The organism is Nocardia sp. CA-128927 (genome assembly GCF_050955855.1).
Lineage (GTDB): Bacteria > Actinomycetota > Actinomycetes > Mycobacteriales > Mycobacteriaceae > Nocardia.
The window spans coordinates 4,482,002-4,498,392 of the sequence record NZ_CP192087.1; the positions used below are offsets into that span (position 1 = coordinate 4,482,002).

The window sequence follows — 16,391 nt, forward strand, 5'->3', positions numbered from 1 at the left end:
TTTATCCGGTTCGAGAGGAACTTTCGTGACAGACGACAGACGCCTGGCGCGCAACCCGATCGCCATCGTCGGGATGTCCGGGCTGCTGCCCAACGCGCACAACCATCGTGAGTACTGGCAGAACATCGTCGACGGCGTGGACTGCACCACCGAGGTGCCCACGTCCCGATGGAGCCTCGACGACTACTTCGACGCCGACCAGGACGCCCCGGACAAGACGTACTCGCGGCGCGGCGCCTTCCTGCCCGATATCGAGTTCGACCCACTGGAATTCGGGCTGCCGCCGAACCAGCTCGAGGTCACCAGCACCATGCAGACGCTGAGCCTCGGGGTCGCCCGCGACCTGCTCATCGACGCCGGTGCGGTGGACTCCAGCTGGTACGACGCGGACCGCACCGGCGTGGTGCTCGGCACCACCGGTCCGGTGCCGCTGATGCACCCCCTAGCAGCGCGGCTGTCGACGCCGGTGCTGAAGGAGGCGGCGCGGTCGGTCGGGCTGTCCGATACCGACGCGGATGCGATCGCGGACAAGTTCGTCGCCGCGTTCGCGCCGTGGGAGGCGAATTCGTTCCCCGGCCTGCTGGCCAACATCACCGCGGGCCGGGTCGCGAACCGGTTGGGCCTCGGCGGCATCAACTGCACCGTCGACGCGGCCTGCGCGGCGTCGCTGGCCGCGTTGCGGACGGCGATCGCCGAGCTGCAGGACGGCCGGGCCGACATGATGATCACCGGTGGCGTGGACACCGAGAACACCATCTTCATCTACATGTGCTTCAGCAAGGTGGGTGCGCTGTCGTCGAGCGGGCAGATCAGCCCGTTCGCGTCGGACGCCAACGGCACGCTGCTCGGCGAGGGCATCACGATGCTCGCGCTGCGCAGGCTGGAAGACGCACGGCGCGACGGCAATCGGATCTACGCGGTGATCCGCGGGCTCGGTTCGTCCAGTGACGGCCGGGCCAAGAGCATCTACGCGCCGCGGGCCAGCGGGCAGCGGGTGGCACTCGATCGGGCCTATGCCGACGCGGAGTGCTCGCCCGCCGATGTCGCGCTGATCGAGGCGCACGCCACCGGCACGCCGGTGGGCGACAAGACCGAGCTGACCGCGTTGAAAGGGCTGCTGTCCGAAGCGACTTCGGAACCGCGCTTCGCCGCGCTCGGCAGCGTGAAGTCGCAGATCGGGCACACCAAGGGTGCCGCGGGTACGGCGAGCCTGATGAAGCTGGCGTTCGCGCTGCATCAGAAGGTGTTGCCCGGCACCATCAATGTGTCGGCGCCCAATGCCGAGATCGCCACGGAGAACGCGCCGTACTACGTGAATACGCGCACCCGCCCGTGGATCCGTGACCCGCAGCGCCCGGTGCGCCGGGCCGCCGCCTCGGCATTCGGCTTCGGCGGCACCAACTTTCACGTCGTGCTGGAGGAGGCGGATTCGTCTCGCGACGAGCCGGTGCTGCACCGGACCGCGCGGGCACACCTCTGGCATGCGCCCGATGTCGCCGCTCTGGTGGACGCGGTGCGCAGTGCCGATCCGGTGGACGGTGGCGATATCCCAGAGGGCCACGCGCGCATCGGATTCGTGTCGGTGGACGACGAGAACGCCGAGCATCTGCGCACTCTCGCCGTCGATGAGCTGGTGCGCCGACCGGACTTCGCCGCGTGGGATCACCCGGAGGGCGTGTACTTCCGGGCCGCGGCGCTGCCGGACCGGAAGGTCGGTGCGCTGTTCGCGGGTCAGGGCAGCCAGTACGTCGATATGGGACTGGATGCGGCACTGAACAATCCGGCGGTGGGCGCGGCATTCGACGCGGCCAACATCGCGTTCACCGGGGCGCCGGTGCGGGTCTCGTCGGTGGTCTTCCCGCCGCCCGCCTTCGACGAGGAGACCGCGCAGGAGCAGGAAACCGCTTTGCGCCGTACCGAATTCGCGCAGCCCGCCATCGGTGCGCTGTCGGCGGGGCAGTTCCAGGTGCTGACCGGGTACGGGTTCCGTGCCGACGGTTACCTCGGGCACAGCTTCGGCGAACTGACCGCGCTGTGGGCTTCGGGTGCGGTCGGCACCGAGGAGTTCTTCGAGCTGGCCAGGGCACGTGGCGTGGCGATGACGCCGGAGGAGGGTGTCGAGGCGGGCACGATGGTGTCGCTCGGTGCCTCGCGGGAGACCGCCGAGGAGCTGCTCGACGGCGTCGAGGACGTGTGGATCTGCAACCACAACGCGCCCGACCAGGTCGTCATCGGCGGCGGGACCGAAGGCGTTGCCGCCGTGGTCGCGCGTAGCGCCGAGCGTGGCGTGGCCACCCGGGCGCTGCCGGTGTCCGGTGCGTTCCACACGCCGTACGTTGGGCACGCGGTGGCGGCGTTCGCGAAAACCACCGCCACGGTGTCGATCGGCGTGCCGGACGCTCCCGTCTACGCGAACACACCGGACGCGCACTACGGCAGTGACGTCGCGGCCAATCGGGACCTGCTCACCGAACAGCTCAGCAAGCCGGTCGAATTCGCGTCGGCACTGACGGCGATGCACGAGGCAGGCTGCACGGTGTTCGTGGAGTTCGGGCCCAAACAGGTGCTCACCTCGCTGGTGCGCCGCACCCTCGGCGACGACGTCATCGCCATCCCGACTGACGGCGGGCCGATCGGCAACAGCGATCTCGCATTGGCGCGGGCCGCTGTTCGGCTTGCGGTGCTCGGCTTCGGCCTGCACGAGATCAACCAGCATGCTGCCCCGGCCTCGGTGCGGCACAAGCCGAGTCGCGCGATGACCGTGACGATGTCGGCGCCCGAATACGTGCCCGAGAGTCGGCGTGCGGCCTACGCCGCCGTGCTCGACGACGGCTACCAGGTGAGCCTGGCGGCGGCCCCGGCTGCTCCCGTTTCCACCCCAGTCGACACCGTGGTCGATCGCCAACCCGAAATGCCGGTCGTGGCCCCAACTTTCACCGAAGCAACGGAGACCACCGTGTATCAACCCCCGAAGTCCTACGACCCAGGAGCGGACGCACTGGACAGTGCGCTGGTACAGCACCTGCAGACGCACCGCCAGTTCCTCGACGGACAGCTCGATATGGCCCGCGGGCTCGCCGGTGTGCTCGGCAACGGGTCGCTCGACGAGGCGATGGTGCGGGCGATCGAGGCCGTCAAGGATCACGGCGTCGCGATCAGCGAGAGCCATTCGCGGGCCAGTGATGTGCTCGCGCAATTGGCCGAGCTGGAAAGTGGTTTCGCACCGGCACCGCGGCCCGCTGCTCCGGTTACGCGTCGGGTGGAGTCGGCGCGGCAACCTGCGATCGAATCGGCGCCAGAGCGTCGGCCGCTGACGACCGCGCCGGTGGTGGAACAGCGGCAGCCGGTCGCAACCGTTGAAACTGTTGTGGCACAGGTTATTTCGGAGCCGCAGACCAATGGCAATGGATCTCACCCTCTGGTGGCTGAGACCAACGGTCAGGTATCGGCCGACGCACTGCGGCGGGCGTTGCAGGAGGTTGTCGCGGAGAAGACCGGTTATCCGGTCGAGATGGTGGATCCGTCGATGGATCTGGAGGCGGATCTCGGCGTCGACTCGATCAAGCGGGTCCAGGTGATCGGTGCATTGCAGGAGCGCTTCCCGCATCTGCCGAACCTCGGTCCGGAGCAGCTCGGCACGCTGCGCACGCTCGATCAGATCGCGAGCCTGCTCGGTGAGGTCGCGCCGAATGGGGCTGCGGCCAATCTGAACGGGGCAGATACGGCTTCGAACGGGACTGCCACGGCCAGCGCCTCGGCAGCACCGGCCGAAGGCGAAGCATCCACCGGTGACGTCTTGCGCCGCGCACTGCAAGAGGTCGTGGCCGAGAAGACCGGTTATCCGGTCGAGATGGTGGATCCGTCGATGGATCTGGAGGCCGATCTCGGCGTCGACTCCATCAAGCGAGTTCAGGTGATCGGCGCACTGCAGGAACGGTTTCCGGACTTACCGAGCCTCGGCCCGGAGCAACTGGGCACGCTGCGCACCCTGGATCAGATCGTCGACGAGCTCGCCACGTCGGTGGGCGGTGATGTCCACCCAAAAGCTGAGGCCGCGGCCGAAACGCCGCGGCACGCCGTCGAACTGATCACCCTGCCGACGCTGGACCGGGCCGTCGCGCCCTACCGGGCCGGTGCGGTCGTCGCACTCTTGGACCTCAGCGGAGAGGCGGCGTCAGACTGTGCCGCAATCGAATCCGTGCTCGGCACACTCGATTGGGTAGTGCACCGCATCGGCGGGTCGGCCGAACTGTCGGAGCTCGGCTCCGTCGATGTGTGCCTCGTGCTGGTCGGCAGCGGTTCGGCCGACTGGGATTCGGCACAGCGGTGGATCGGCGAGACCATTCTGGCCGCCGGTCAAGCGGTGCCGCTGTTGCAGAAGGCAGACGACCGAGCGAGTTTCGTCACGGTCACCCGCCTCGACGGCCAACTTGGCTTTGCGGGCACGGCCGATCCCGTCAGTGCGCTGCTCGGTGGCGTCGGCGGAGTCGTGAAAACTCTTGCGGCCGAGCAGCTGTCGCTGTTCTGCCGGGCCCTGGATATCGACCCCGGTGTCGAGTCCGAACAGCTGGCCGATCTCGTGACCGCCGAGTTGTTCGACGCGGCACGGGATACCCTCGAAGTCGGGATCGACGCGGCGGGCGAGCGGCGGACGCTGGTGCCGAGTGCGTACGCGCCTGCCGGTTCCGTGACCATCGTGCGTCCCGGTGCTGAGCAGCAGCCGAGTCTGCTGACGGCGGAGGACTTGCTGCTGGTTACGGGCGGCGCGCGTGGCGTCACGGCAACATGCGTCAAAGCCTTGGCTCAGCGCAGCGAGGCGCGGTTCGTCCTGCTCGGTCGATCCGAGCTGACGCCCGAACCCGACTGGGCGTCAGGTGTTTCCGACGCGGATCTCAAGCCCGCGGCGGTGCGCGCTCTGGCGAGTACCGGAGTCAAGCCGCGAGAGATCGAGCGCGCATGCGCTGGGGTACTGGCGGCCAGGGAGATCCGTGCCACGCTGACCGAATTGGGTTCGCGGGCGGAGTATCTCGCGGTCGACGCCACCGACCGGGACGCGGTCAGTGCGGCGCTCGCGCCGTGGCGGGACACCATCACCGGTGTTGTCCACGGTGCGGGTGTGCTGGCCGACTCGATGATCACGGACAAGACCGCCGAATCCATCGAACGGGTCCTGAATCCGAAGATCGCCGGGCTGGCCACCGTGCTCGCCGCACTAGGCGAACTGCGGCACCTGGTGCTGTTCACCTCGGTGGCGGGGCTGTTCGGCAATGCGGGCCAGGCCGATTACGCGGCCGCGAACGAGGCACTGTCCCGTTTCGCGGTGAGCTGGCGGCGGCATCATCCCGACTGCCACGTCACCGCGATCGACTGGGGCGCCTGGGACGGCGGCATGGTGACACCCGCACTCCGGGGCCACTTCCTGGCCCGCGGCGTCGCGCTGCTCGACCCGGAGATCGGTGCGGCGGCGTTCACCGAGCAGTTCACGGCGGACCACCGCGAGGACACCGTCGTCCTCATCGGGCCCGCGAACGGACTGTCCGGCGACACCGGAGTCGAGCCGAGCGCGGTGTGTGCCCGGCGGGTGCTCACCGGGCTCACCGACGAGCCGATCATCCGGGCCCACCGCATCGGCGAACACGTCGTGCTGCCAGCCACTTTCGGGCTCGGCGCGATGATCAACCTCGCCGAACGCAGCCTGGTAGGCCGAACCGTGGTCGGCGCCAGGGATTTCCAGGTGCTCAAGGGGATCGTGTTCGACCACCCGGTGGACGAGCTCGAACTCGAACTGATCCCCGGTGAATCCGCTGACGGCCGGACGCTGGTCGAGGCGAACATCCGCGGCGGCAACGTCCTGCACTTCCGGGCCACGTTGCTGCTGGCCGCCGAAGCGGATGAACCGCCGAGCAAGCTGATTCCGAGCGGATCGGCCAGCGACGCGAACATCTACCGTGATGCCATCCAGTTCCATGCGCCGGCCCTCCAGGGTCTGCATTTGGTACGAGCCGCCTCCGATGACGCCATCGTCTTCGAATGCTCGCTCCCGGCAACACGAGTGGCGAACGGCGCCTATGCGGGCCGCCTGCACGACCCGGTCCTGGCCGACCTGATCCTGCAAGGCCCACCGGTGCTCGGCTACCGCCTCCTCGGCGGTGCCTGCCTGCCCCTCGGGGTCGGCCGGGCCGACTACTACCGGCCGCTGCCCACGGACGAGACGTTCCTGCTCACCGTGGACAACCCGCGCGCGGGACGCGTCGATGCCCGCATCGACGCCACTGCCACCACGGCGGACGGCACAGTGCTGCAACGGTTCTCGGACGTCACCGTGGTGACGACACCGGATCTGACAGAGAAGTTCCAGACCTCGGTGAGGAGGTGGATGGCATGACAGTGCTCGAGTTCGACGGAATCCCGTTCAATCCGGTGGCAGCGACCCCGATGCCCGCTGCCACCTCGGCGGCGCAGGCGAATGCGGATGCCCCGGTGCACCCGACCGCGGCATCGCGAAGTGCGCAAGCGAGCAGTGGCACGGTGGCGCTGAGGCCCGAAAACGGTGGCGTCGCCGCCTCGGTCGGCGGAGGACCACGAGTTGCTCAGCCGCTAAGTGAGATTCGCTCCGGCGTGGTCGCCGCGCACCGTGCGGCATTGACGGCGCAGCTGGCGTTGCAGCGTGCGGTTTGGCAACGGACGATGCGCTCGGCCGGTGACGGGCACGGCTTCGGCTTCGCTGGTCGCAATGGCGCGACCATCGGAACTGTCGCCGCCGCAGCGGAATCCGCGTTCAAGCCGCTGGCTCGTACCCAGCGCAGCAGCCTGGATCACGCTGCCCTGCTGCGTCTCGTCGAGGGTGATGTCGTCGGTGTGTTCGGATCGGGGCATCGACGCCCCGGTGTCGAATCAGTGGCGCGACTCGCCGCGGCGGGGCCGCTGGTCCTCACCGCGGTCACCACGATCGAGTTGCGTGGTGGCACCGGGAAAGGCCGCGTGGTCGCGCAGTTCGACGGCGACCCACGCGCGGCGGCGGTGCAGGCGGCGGAAGTGTTCGCCCTGTTCACCGGCATGCAGCTGTGCCTGTCTGCAAGCAGGTTGGGCACCGCACAGAACAGCGGTGCGGTCGAAAGTAGCAGCGTCGGAACTGTGGATCTTGTTGTCACCGATATCGACCTGGTACCACGGCCGCACGTCTCCGCCAGGGCGAGTGTCGCTGGGGCACAGGGGGAGTTGCAGGTCACCGTTGTGGTCGCCGAAGCCGTCGGCGCAGGAGTCGGACCAGGCCAAGCCGCACCGGGCCTGCTGCTCAACGAATTCCACATGACCCACCTGGCGCGCGGCGATCAAAGCATCGCCATGGGACCGGAATTCGCCGAATACACCGGCGTGCGGGCAACCCGGCTGCCCACCGGCGGCCTGCTGCTGGTCGACCGGGTCATCGAATTCGACGGTGCGCGTGGCCGATTGGATGGCGCGGCGTACACGACCGAGTACGACTCACCCGCCGACTCCTGGTACTACGGCGACACCGCCAACGATTCCATGCCGCATTTCGTCTACATGGAAACCTCGCTGCAAGCGGCGTTGCTGATGGGCTACTACGCCGGGCCGACGCTCACCCAGCCGGGCGTCACGCTCAGCCTGCGCAATCTCGGCGGCACGGCGACGGTGCTGCGGCAGGTCGATCTGCGGGACAAGACGATCGAGCAGTCGTCCCGGCTGCTGTCGACCACGATCCTGCCCGGCTCGTCGCTGCAGACGTTCGACTACACCCTGAGTGTGGACGGCGAACCGTTCTACACCGGCGAGACCATGTTCGGCTACTTCAGCGACGAAGCACTGGCCAACCAGACCGGCCTCGACGCCGGGCGGGCGGCACCGACCTGGCTGGACGAGCACGTGGACGTGTCGATTCGGACCATCGACGTCGCCGCGCGGCGCGCCGACCCGAATGCTCAGCTGTGCGCCCGTCGGACACTGGCCCTGATCGACCACATCGACGTGGTCGACGGCGGCGGGAAATACGAAGCGGGCTACCTGCATTCGCTGCGCGCGATCGACCCGTCGGACTGGTACTTCGACCGCCACTTCCACCTGGACCCGGTGATCCCCGGTTCGCTCGGCGTGGAATCGGTCATCCACGCGGTCCAGGAGTGGATGCTCGACGCCGGATTCGCCGACCAGCTCACCGACCCGGTCTTCCGCATCCCCGCCGACCTCGCCTTCAGCTGGCGCTACCGCGGCCAGTTCCTGCCGACCGACGGCACGGTGGAACTGGACGCGCACATCAAGGAGGTCCGGCGCGGACCCGACGGCGTCACCGTCATCGTGGACGGCTCGCTGTGGAAGCCGGGCCTGCGCATCTACGAACTCATCGACCTCGCGGTCGAACTCGGCGAGCGAGAGGGCGGCCGATGACCACGTCCCGGTTGAGTGTCGTCGCGGAGACGGCCGACGAGATCACCGCCCTGTTGCTGGATGTGCGGCGGCCGTGTTGGATCGTGCGTCACGACGGCCGGGTGGGCGCGACCTCCGACGAGGGCATTGTCGCCTGCTCGGAGGTGCTCACCGCGGTCGCGCCGCTGCCGCCGGAGCTGCTCGGCGACAAGCAGTTCCATGCCGCTCACGGGGTGCGCGCTGCGTATGCGGCGGGGGCGATGGCCAATGGGATCGCCTCTCCGGCATTGGTTTCGGCGATGGCGCGGGCGGGTTACCTCGCGTCGTACGGTGCTGCGGGCGTTACGCCTGCGGTGGTGGATGCGGCGCTGGCCGAACTCAGCGCCACCTTGCGGGGAAAGCCGTTTGCCTGCAACCTGATCCACAGCCCCTCCGAACCGGCGCTGGAGCGGGCGATCGTCGATTCCTGCCTGCGGCATCAGGTGCGGTGCGTGGAGGCTTCGGCGTTCATGGCGCTCACTGCTGAGGTCGTCCGCTACCGGGTCGCCGGTCTCGGCGTCGATCGGCACGGGCAGCTCGAGGTGCGGAACCGGCTGATCGCCAAGGTTTCTCGCGTCGAGGTGGCCGAGCCGTTCCTGCGACCGGCACCGGCGAATCTGCTCCGTCAGCTGGTCGCCTCGGGTGACGTGACGGCCGAGCAGGCCCGCTTGGCGGAACGGGTGCCGATGGCTGACGACATCACCGCGGAGGCGGACTCCGGCGGTCACACCGACCGCAGGCCGCTGCTGGTGCTGCTGCCGGAACTGATCGCCGCGCGTGATCGGAGCACCCTGCCCGCCGCTGCGGCGGTAAGGATCGGTGCCGCAGGCGGTATCGGGACGCCCGCCGCGGCCGCTGCGGCGTTCGCGTTGGGTGCCGCCTACGTGGTGACGGGGTCGATCAATCAGGCGACCCGCGAGGCGGCCCAGTGCGACACCACCAAACAGCTACTGGCCCAAGCAGATTTCGCCGACTGCACGATGGCGCCTTCCTCCGACATGTTCGAACTCGGGGTGCAGGTGCAGGTGCTGCGCCGGGGCACCATGTTCGCCGCCCGCGCGCAACGGCTGTACGACACCTACCGTGCCTACGCCGGAATCGACGACATCCCGGCCGAACTGCGCCGCGACCTCGAGGCCACGCTGTTCCGGCGGCCGCTGGACACCGTGTGGCAGGACTGCGTCAGCTACTTCACCGAACGCGACCCCGCGCAGCTGGTGGGTGCGGCCGAGGATCCGAAACGCAAGATGGCCTTGGTGTTCCGGTGGTACCTGGGTCTGTCGTCCGGCTGGAGCATCCGCGGCGAGGCCGATCGTGTCGCGGACTACCAGGTGTGGTCCGGGCCTGCGATGGGCGGCTTCAACAACTGGGTCGGCGGGACCTACCTGGCCGCGCTCAGTAACCGGCATGTCGCCGATATCGCCGATCAGATGATGCTCGGCGCCGCGTATCTCACTCGAATCGCTCAGCTACGCACCGCGGGTGTGCGGTTACCCGCCGACTGCACCCGATTCGTTCCGCGACCGATGGAGCAACGATGACGACACTCGAGACCGGCTCGGATACCCGGACCTCCTGGATGGTGTGCCCGTCCTGCGGCACCATGATCTACGCGAAGCGCTACGACCGCGCGGGCAGAGTCTGCCCGGACTGTGATGGTCACGGCGTACTGACCGCCGATCAGCGCATCGATTCGCTGGTCGACGCGGATTCGGTGCACCGCATCGAGATCGCCGCGACGGTCCGAGATCCGTTGGGGTTCAGCGACTCCCGGAGCTATGTCGAAAGGCACGCCGAAGCGCAGCGGCGCACCGGAATGACCGACGGCATCAGCTGCGTGCGTGCCACCATCGGTGGCGCTCCGGTTGTGCTGGCTGTCATGGACTTCCGGTTCCTCGGTGGCAGTCTCGGTGTCGCGGTGGGTGAGGCGGTGACGGCTGCCGCCGAGACGGCGTTGTCCGCCCGTGTGCCGCTGGTGATCGTCACAGCTTCCGGCGGAGCGCGCATGCAAGAAGGCATCCTGGCGCTGATGCAGATGGCCAAGACCAGCCAGGCCCTGCGCGATCTGGATGACGCGGGCGTGCTCACCATCTCGGTGATCACCGACCCCACCTACGGCGGCGTCGCGGCCTCCTACGCCACCTCCACCGACATCATCATCGCCGAACCCGGTGCCCGGCTGGGCTTCGCGGGTCCGCGGGTCATTCAGCAGACCATCGGCGAAACGTTGCCCGCCGGCTTCCAGACGGCGGAGTTCCTGCTCGAGCACGGTGTGGTGGACATGATCTGTCACCGGTCCGCCCTGCGGGACCGGTTGGCTCGGCTGCTCGCACTCGCCGCGGACAGTTCGCGGCGGATCGACTTCGTCGAGGCCACGCCGCCGGTGCGGTCGGATGTCACGAAGCTACCGGTCCGCGACGCGTGGCAAAGCGTCCGTGCGGCAAGGGAATTGGGTCGTCCCACGGCCCTGGACTATCTGGCCGCGGCGTTCGACGAATTCGTCGAGCTGCACGGCGACCGGCTGTCCACCGACTGCCCGGCGATGATCACCGCGCTCGCCCGCCTCGACGGCGCACCGGTGGTGGTGATCGGAACGCAGAAGGGCCACACCGCATCCGAGCTGTCCAAGCGCAACTTCGGCATGCCGACGCCGGGTGGTTACCGGAAGTCCGCGCGAGTGCTGCGGCTGGCCGCCAAGCTCGGCATACCCGTGATCACCTTGATCGACACCGCAGGTGCCTACCCCGGCATTACGGCGGAGGAGCAGGGACAGGCGGTCGCCATCGCCGAATCGTTGAAACTGCTTGCCGGACTGCCTGTTCCGGTGGTCGCCGTGGTGACCGGTGAGGGCGGCAGTGGGGGAGCGCTCGCGCTCGGCGTGGCCGACCAGGTACTCGTGCTGGAGAACGCGGTGTACTCGGTGATCAGCCCGGAAGGGTGCGCGTCGATCCTGTGGAAGGACGCCTCTGCCGCCCCGCGTGCGGCCGCCGCACTACGCGTCGACTCGACTTCGCTGCTCGAACTCGGTGTGGCAGATGCGGTGGTGCCGGAACCGGACGGCGGTGCACATCGCGACCCGGCCGCCGCTGCCGCACACCTGCGCCGGGCACTCCGGCACGCCATCGCCGGGCTCGGCGCGCTGCCCGTCCGGCAACTACTCGACCAGCGCCACAACCGATTCCGCGCCTTCGGTCTACCCCGCACGACGAACCATCAGGAGATGTGATGACCGAGTCCCTGACCATCGAACCGGTCGGCCGTGCGCTGACCGCTGCCGACGCAGACAGTGCGCTCGCGGTGCTGTCCCGGCACGCGCTGTCCGTGCGAGCGGAGACGGCACCCACGTCCGTGACGGTGGCCAATGGGCCACTGGTGCTGCAAATCAGCTGGGACGCGGAGTCCGCGACGGAAACAGTGGCGGCTGTCCCGGTCGCTGCTATCGAGCCGACTCCGGTCGAAACCCCCTCCGACGCCAATACTTTCACTGTCGTCTCCGAGACCGTCGGCGTATTCTACCGCTCCTCGGAGCCGGGTGCCGCGCCGTTCGTCACCGAGGGTGACCCGGTGCGTGCCGGTCAGCAGATCGGCATCGTCGAGGCCATGAAGCTGATGATCCCGGTGACCGCGACCCGCGAGGGCCGGGTGGCGGAGTTCCTCGTCGACAACGGTGACGCGGTCGAGCACGGTGCACCGCTGTTGGTGCTCGAGGTGGTTCGGTGACGACCCGGACGATCCGCAAGGTGCTTGTCGCCAATCGTGGCGAGATCGCCGTCCGGGTCATCCGCACCTGCGCCGAACTCGGGATCGACACGGTCGCCGTGTATTCGGCTCCCGACGCCGACTCGGCCGCGGTAAGGCTCGCCGATCAGGCGGTTCGGATCGGGCCGGGTCCGGCCAAGCGCAGCTACTCCTACATCCCGGCGATCATCGAAGCGGCGCGCGCTACCGGTGCCGACGCCATCCACCCCGGATACGGATTCCTTTCCGAGGACCCGGATTTCGCGGAGGTCTGCGAGGCCGAGGGCTTCATCTTCGTCGGCACCCCCACCGCCGTCATGGCCGATCTGGGCGACAAGTCGACCGCCCGCGCTTTGATGGACGCCGCGGGCCTGCCGTTGCTGCCCGGCAGCCGTGATCCACTCGAAACCGCCGAAGACGCACAGACTCTCGCCGACGACATCGGCTACCCCGTGATCATCAAGGCGGTCGCGGGCGGTGGCGGCCGCGGTATGCGGGTGGTCCGCGATCCGGTCGATTTCGCGGGCGCGTGGCAGGAGACCCGCGCCAACGCCACCGCCGTCTTCGGTGACGGCAGGCTCTACGTCGAGCGCTACCTCGACTCCGCCCGCCACATCGAGGTCCAGATCCTCGCCGACAGTCACGGCACCGTCATCCACCTCGGCGCACGGGACTGCTCCCTGCAACGACGCCATCAGAAACTCGTCGAGGAATCACCCGCTCCCGGCCTGCCCGACGAACTCGTCGCGCGCATCGGTGCCGCCGCGGTCCGTGGCGCGGAGGCAGTGGGTTACGTCGGCGCGGGCACCTTCGAGTTCCTGCTCGATCCTGAGGGGCGTTTCTACTTCATGGAGGTGAACTGCCGCCTGCAGGTGGAACACCCTGTTACCGAGATGGTCACTGGCATCGACCTCGTCGCCGAACAGCTGCGCATTGCGTCGGGACTGGCACTCACGCTGACCACGGAATCCGCCGCTCCGCGCGGCGTGGCGATCGAATGCCGGATCAACGCCGAGGATCCGAACCGCGAATTCGCGCCGGCGCCGGGCACGCTGACCGAGTGCGTCCTGCCCGGTGGGCAATTCGTCCGCATCGACACCCACGTCGGCCCTGGTTACACCATTCCGCCGCATTACGACTCGCTGCTCGCCAAGATCATCGTCTGGGCCCCCGACCGCCCCACCGCGATCGCCCGGATGCGCCGGGCGCTGGCCGAGACCCGCATTCGGGGCAAGGGTATCGCCACCACTGCCGAGTTCCTGCACGACATCCTGGACCACCCGCGCTTCCGCGCCGCAACGCACGACACCGCCTTGATCGGCACTGCCACCAGTTCTGGGGGCATCGGATTGGCCAGTTGAATTGCCACCTACGGATCCGTAGGCTCGCGGAGGTTGTCGCGCTGACGGTCGTTATCGGCCCCGGGCGCAAAGTGAGCCAAAACGTCTGAGGGGTAACGCAAATGGGGAGACATCTGACCCAGCTCGAGCTGCTCACCGAGCTCGAGCCGGTCGTGGAGGAGAACGTCAATCGGCATCTGTCGATGGCGAAGGCCTGGCACCCGCACGACTACGTGCCGTGGGACGAGGGCCGTAACTTCGCCGCGATGGGCGGTGTCGACTGGGACCCCAGTCAGTCGCAGCTGTCCGATGTCGCCAAGGCCGCGATGATCACCAACCTGCTCACCGAGGACAACCTGCCCTCCTACCATCGGGTGATCGCGGAGAACTTCTCCCAGGACGGTGCGTGGGGCACCTGGGTGGGTCGCTGGACCGCCGAGGAGAACCGGCACGGCATCGTGATGCGCGACTACCTGGTGGTCACCCGCGGCGTCGACCCGGTCGAACTGGAAAACGCCAGGATGATCGCGATGACCACCGGCTTCGATCCGCTGGCCGTGGCCAAGTACGGCAACGTCGATCCCAGCGAGGTCGACACCGGCTTCCTGCTCGGCGTGGCCTACGTGACCTTCCAGGAACTCGCCACCCGCCTCAGTCACCGCAACACCGGCCGGGTCTGCGACGACCCGATCGCCGACAAGATGCTGCAGCGCATCGCCGCCGACGAGAACCTGCATATGATCTTCTACCGCAACATGTGCGCCGCCGCCCTCGACCTGGCCCCCGATCAGGCCATCGAGGCGATCGCCCTCACCCTGATGAACTTCCAGATGCCCGGCGCGGAGAACCCGAACTTCCGCCGCTACGGCGCGCTGATGGCCAAGCACGGCATCTACGACATGCGCCAGCACCTCGAAGACGTGGTCATGCCGGTGCTGCGCATCTGGAAGATCTTCGAGCGCAACGACTTCACCGCCGCAGGCGAGCAGACCCGCGAGAAACTGGCCGAGTACCTCGCCAAGTACGAACGCGACATGCTCAAGTTCGAAGAGCGCCGCGACCGCATCGCCGCCCGCCAGGCCAGCAAGCGTGAATCGGCGCCACTCACCACCACGTTGATCTGAGCGACCGCGCGCCGCGGAATCATAAGGTGGGTAACCTATTTCGGCATCGGATCGGCTCCGCGTGGATGATTGACGCCCGTCGCGCGGAGGCGCCCGCCGTGCGGACATGAGACGGTCGTGATCCCACTGGTGATCATGTTTGATCGTGGCGCGGTGCGCCCTGTCGAAGATCTTCACTTCGCAGACCTTTTGAAGTGAAAACCTGCAGATCAGATAGAGTTTTCCCTGGCATTGGCGGCTGCGGCTCGATAGGGTTAGAACATGAGTTCGAGCAGCGTCGTGCAGGAGGAGCGGGTCGCCGACCCGCTGCTCGGCGCTGTCTCTGATCTACTCGAGCAATCGTTGACTGCTATGTCCGATGACAAGATCATCGCGTTGCTGCGTGATGTCGAACAGGCGACTCGGATGCTCGCGGCCGTGGGGCATCGGTTGATCGTGCAAGCCTCGGACCGAAACCTGCCGAATCAGACCGGTACCGGCACGGTGAAGAAGTTCTTGATGCATACCCTCCGACTGTCCAGCCCGGACGCCGGTGCGCGCGTCGCGGCAGCGCTGCAGCTGGGGTCTTGGCATGACATGAGCGGCGAGGCACATGAGGCGCGCCTGCCTGCGACCGCGGCGGCGCAGCTCGAGGGCGACATCTCGGTCGATCATGCGCGGCAGATCGCGGCGGTGATGAAGCGCGTCCCCGGTTCGACGGCAAATACGGATTTCGAAGCCGCAGAATGCCTGCTGGCCGATTTCGCCCGCACCGGATCGCCCGATGACATCCCCAAGGTCGGGGAGGCGATCCTGGCGCACCTGGATCCCGACGGGGAACGCACGGACGACACCGATCGTGCCCGGATGCGTGGTATCCGCATCGGTCGTCAGCGCGCGGATGGGATGTCACCGATCAAAGGTGAGATCACCCCGACCTTGCGCGCGCTGCTGGATCCGGTGATGGCCAAACTTGCCCGACCGGGCATGAACAATCCCGACGATCCCGAAAGCCCCTCCGGGGACGACGAATACGTCGACCAAGTCCAGCTCGCCGAGGCCGCGCGGCGCGATGCCCGCAGTGTCGCGCAACGTACCCACGATGGCTTCGTCGCATTGTTGACGCACTGTGTCGGGCCGGAGCAGCTGGGATCCCATCGTGGACTGCCGGTTTCGACGATCTTGACGATGAGCGTCGCGGATGTCGAGAAGGCCGCCGGGGTCGCGACCACCGCGACCGGGGGCATGGTCCCGATAAGTGAGGCATTGAAACTGGCCGAGGGGTCGCAGCCGTTCTTGATGGTTTTCGACGCCCAAGGCTTGCCGTTGCATCTAGGACGCACCAAACGTTTGGCTTCTGCCGCACAGCGATTGGCGTTGATCGCCGCTGTACGCGGCTGCTCGCGTCCCGGTTGTGATGCTCCCGCGAGTGTGTCCGCCACCCACCACGTTACCGACTGGAGCAAATCCGGCCCTACCGACATCGGCAACGAAACGCTGGCCTGCGATAGCTGCCATGCCATGGTTCACGACGGACCCGGCGGCTGGAAAACCGTGGTTCTGGGACCGGATTCGGCGAATCCTGGCCGTGTCGCGTGGATTGCACCACCCCACATCGATCCCAGCGGGAAGCCGCGAATCAACAATCGTCACCATCCCGGCGAACTTCTCGCCGAGGCACTCGCTCGTGTCCAACGCCGAAAAGAGCAAGAGGGGCAACAGCATCGTGAGCGATTACGACAAGAGCAGCGGTTGGATGGCGCTGCCTGACTGGGACCTCCGGCGG

General features: G+C 67.7%; 8 protein-coding genes. All 8 read left to right on the top strand.

What is annotated here, in order from left to right:
* Positions 1 to 25 precede the first annotated feature (25 nt).
* The 8 genes from ACQPW1_RS21155 (at position 26) to ACQPW1_RS21190 (ending at position 16,375) form a co-directional block, all read left to right on the top strand.
* A complete protein-coding gene (locus ACQPW1_RS21155) occupies positions 26 to 6,385 on the top strand; it encodes an SDR family NAD(P)-dependent oxidoreductase (RefSeq protein ID WP_433664421.1) in 6,360 nt (2,119 codons plus the stop codon).
* Positions 6,382 to 8,406 (top strand): beta-ketoacyl synthase, encoded by a 2,025-nt coding sequence (locus tag ACQPW1_RS21160; RefSeq protein WP_433664422.1) that lies wholly within the window; start codon positions 6,382 to 6,384, stop codon positions 8,404 to 8,406. Before ACQPW1_RS21155 ends, ACQPW1_RS21160 begins: the two co-directional genes overlap by 4 nt.
* Positions 8,403 to 9,965: a PfaD family polyunsaturated fatty acid/polyketide biosynthesis protein gene (locus ACQPW1_RS21165; protein ID WP_433664423.1), complete on the top strand. Its 1,563-nt coding sequence runs from the start codon at positions 8,403 to 8,405 to the stop codon at positions 9,963 to 9,965. The genes ACQPW1_RS21160 and ACQPW1_RS21165 overlap by 4 nt, the downstream gene beginning before the upstream one ends.
* Positions 9,962 to 11,650 (top strand): acetyl-CoA carboxylase, carboxyltransferase subunit beta, encoded by a 1,689-nt coding sequence (gene accD / locus ACQPW1_RS21170; RefSeq protein WP_433664424.1) that lies wholly within the window; start codon positions 9,962 to 9,964, stop codon positions 11,648 to 11,650. Before ACQPW1_RS21165 ends, accD begins: the two co-directional genes overlap by 4 nt.
* A complete protein-coding gene (locus ACQPW1_RS21175; RefSeq protein ID WP_433664425.1) occupies positions 11,650 to 12,144 on the top strand; it encodes an acetyl-CoA carboxylase biotin carboxyl carrier protein in 495 nt (164 codons plus the stop codon). The genes accD and ACQPW1_RS21175 overlap by 1 nt, the downstream gene beginning before the upstream one ends.
* Positions 12,141 to 13,523 (top strand): acetyl-CoA carboxylase biotin carboxylase subunit, encoded by a 1,383-nt coding sequence (locus ACQPW1_RS21180; protein ID WP_433664426.1) that lies wholly within the window; start codon positions 12,141 to 12,143, stop codon positions 13,521 to 13,523. The genes ACQPW1_RS21175 and ACQPW1_RS21180 overlap by 4 nt, the downstream gene beginning before the upstream one ends.
* A 101-nt stretch (positions 13,524 to 13,624) precedes the next feature.
* Positions 13,625 to 14,626 (top strand): acyl-ACP desaturase, encoded by a 1,002-nt coding sequence (locus ACQPW1_RS21185; protein WP_433664427.1) that lies wholly within the window; start codon positions 13,625 to 13,627, stop codon positions 14,624 to 14,626.
* A gap of 261 nt (positions 14,627 to 14,887) precedes the next feature.
* The gene (locus ACQPW1_RS21190; RefSeq protein WP_433664428.1) at positions 14,888 to 16,375 is read left to right on the top strand and encodes a DUF222 domain-containing protein; all 1,488 of its coding nucleotides are present in this window, start codon (positions 14,888 to 14,890) and stop codon (positions 16,373 to 16,375) included.
* Positions 16,376 to 16,391 lie beyond the last annotated feature (16 nt).

Bases quoted from the DNA above. Each gene is read 5' to 3' on its own strand.
- ACQPW1_RS21160 (WP_433664422.1), top strand. From the start codon at position 6,382: ATGACAGTGCTCGAGTTCGACGGAATCCCGTTCAATCCGGTGGCAGCG.
- ACQPW1_RS21165 (WP_433664423.1), top strand. From the start codon at position 8,403: ATGACCACGTCCCGGTTGAGTGTCGTCGCGGAGACGGCCGACGAGATC.
- accD (WP_433664424.1), top strand. From the start codon at position 9,962: ATGACGACACTCGAGACCGGCTCGGATACCCGGACCTCCTGGATGGTG.
- ACQPW1_RS21175 (WP_433664425.1), top strand. From the start codon at position 11,650: ATGACCGAGTCCCTGACCATCGAACCGGTCGGCCGTGCGCTGACCGCT.
- ACQPW1_RS21185 (WP_433664427.1), top strand. From the start codon at position 13,625: ATGGGGAGACATCTGACCCAGCTCGAGCTGCTCACCGAGCTCGAGCCG.
- ACQPW1_RS21190 (WP_433664428.1), top strand. From the start codon at position 14,888: ATGAGTTCGAGCAGCGTCGTGCAGGAGGAGCGGGTCGCCGACCCGCTG.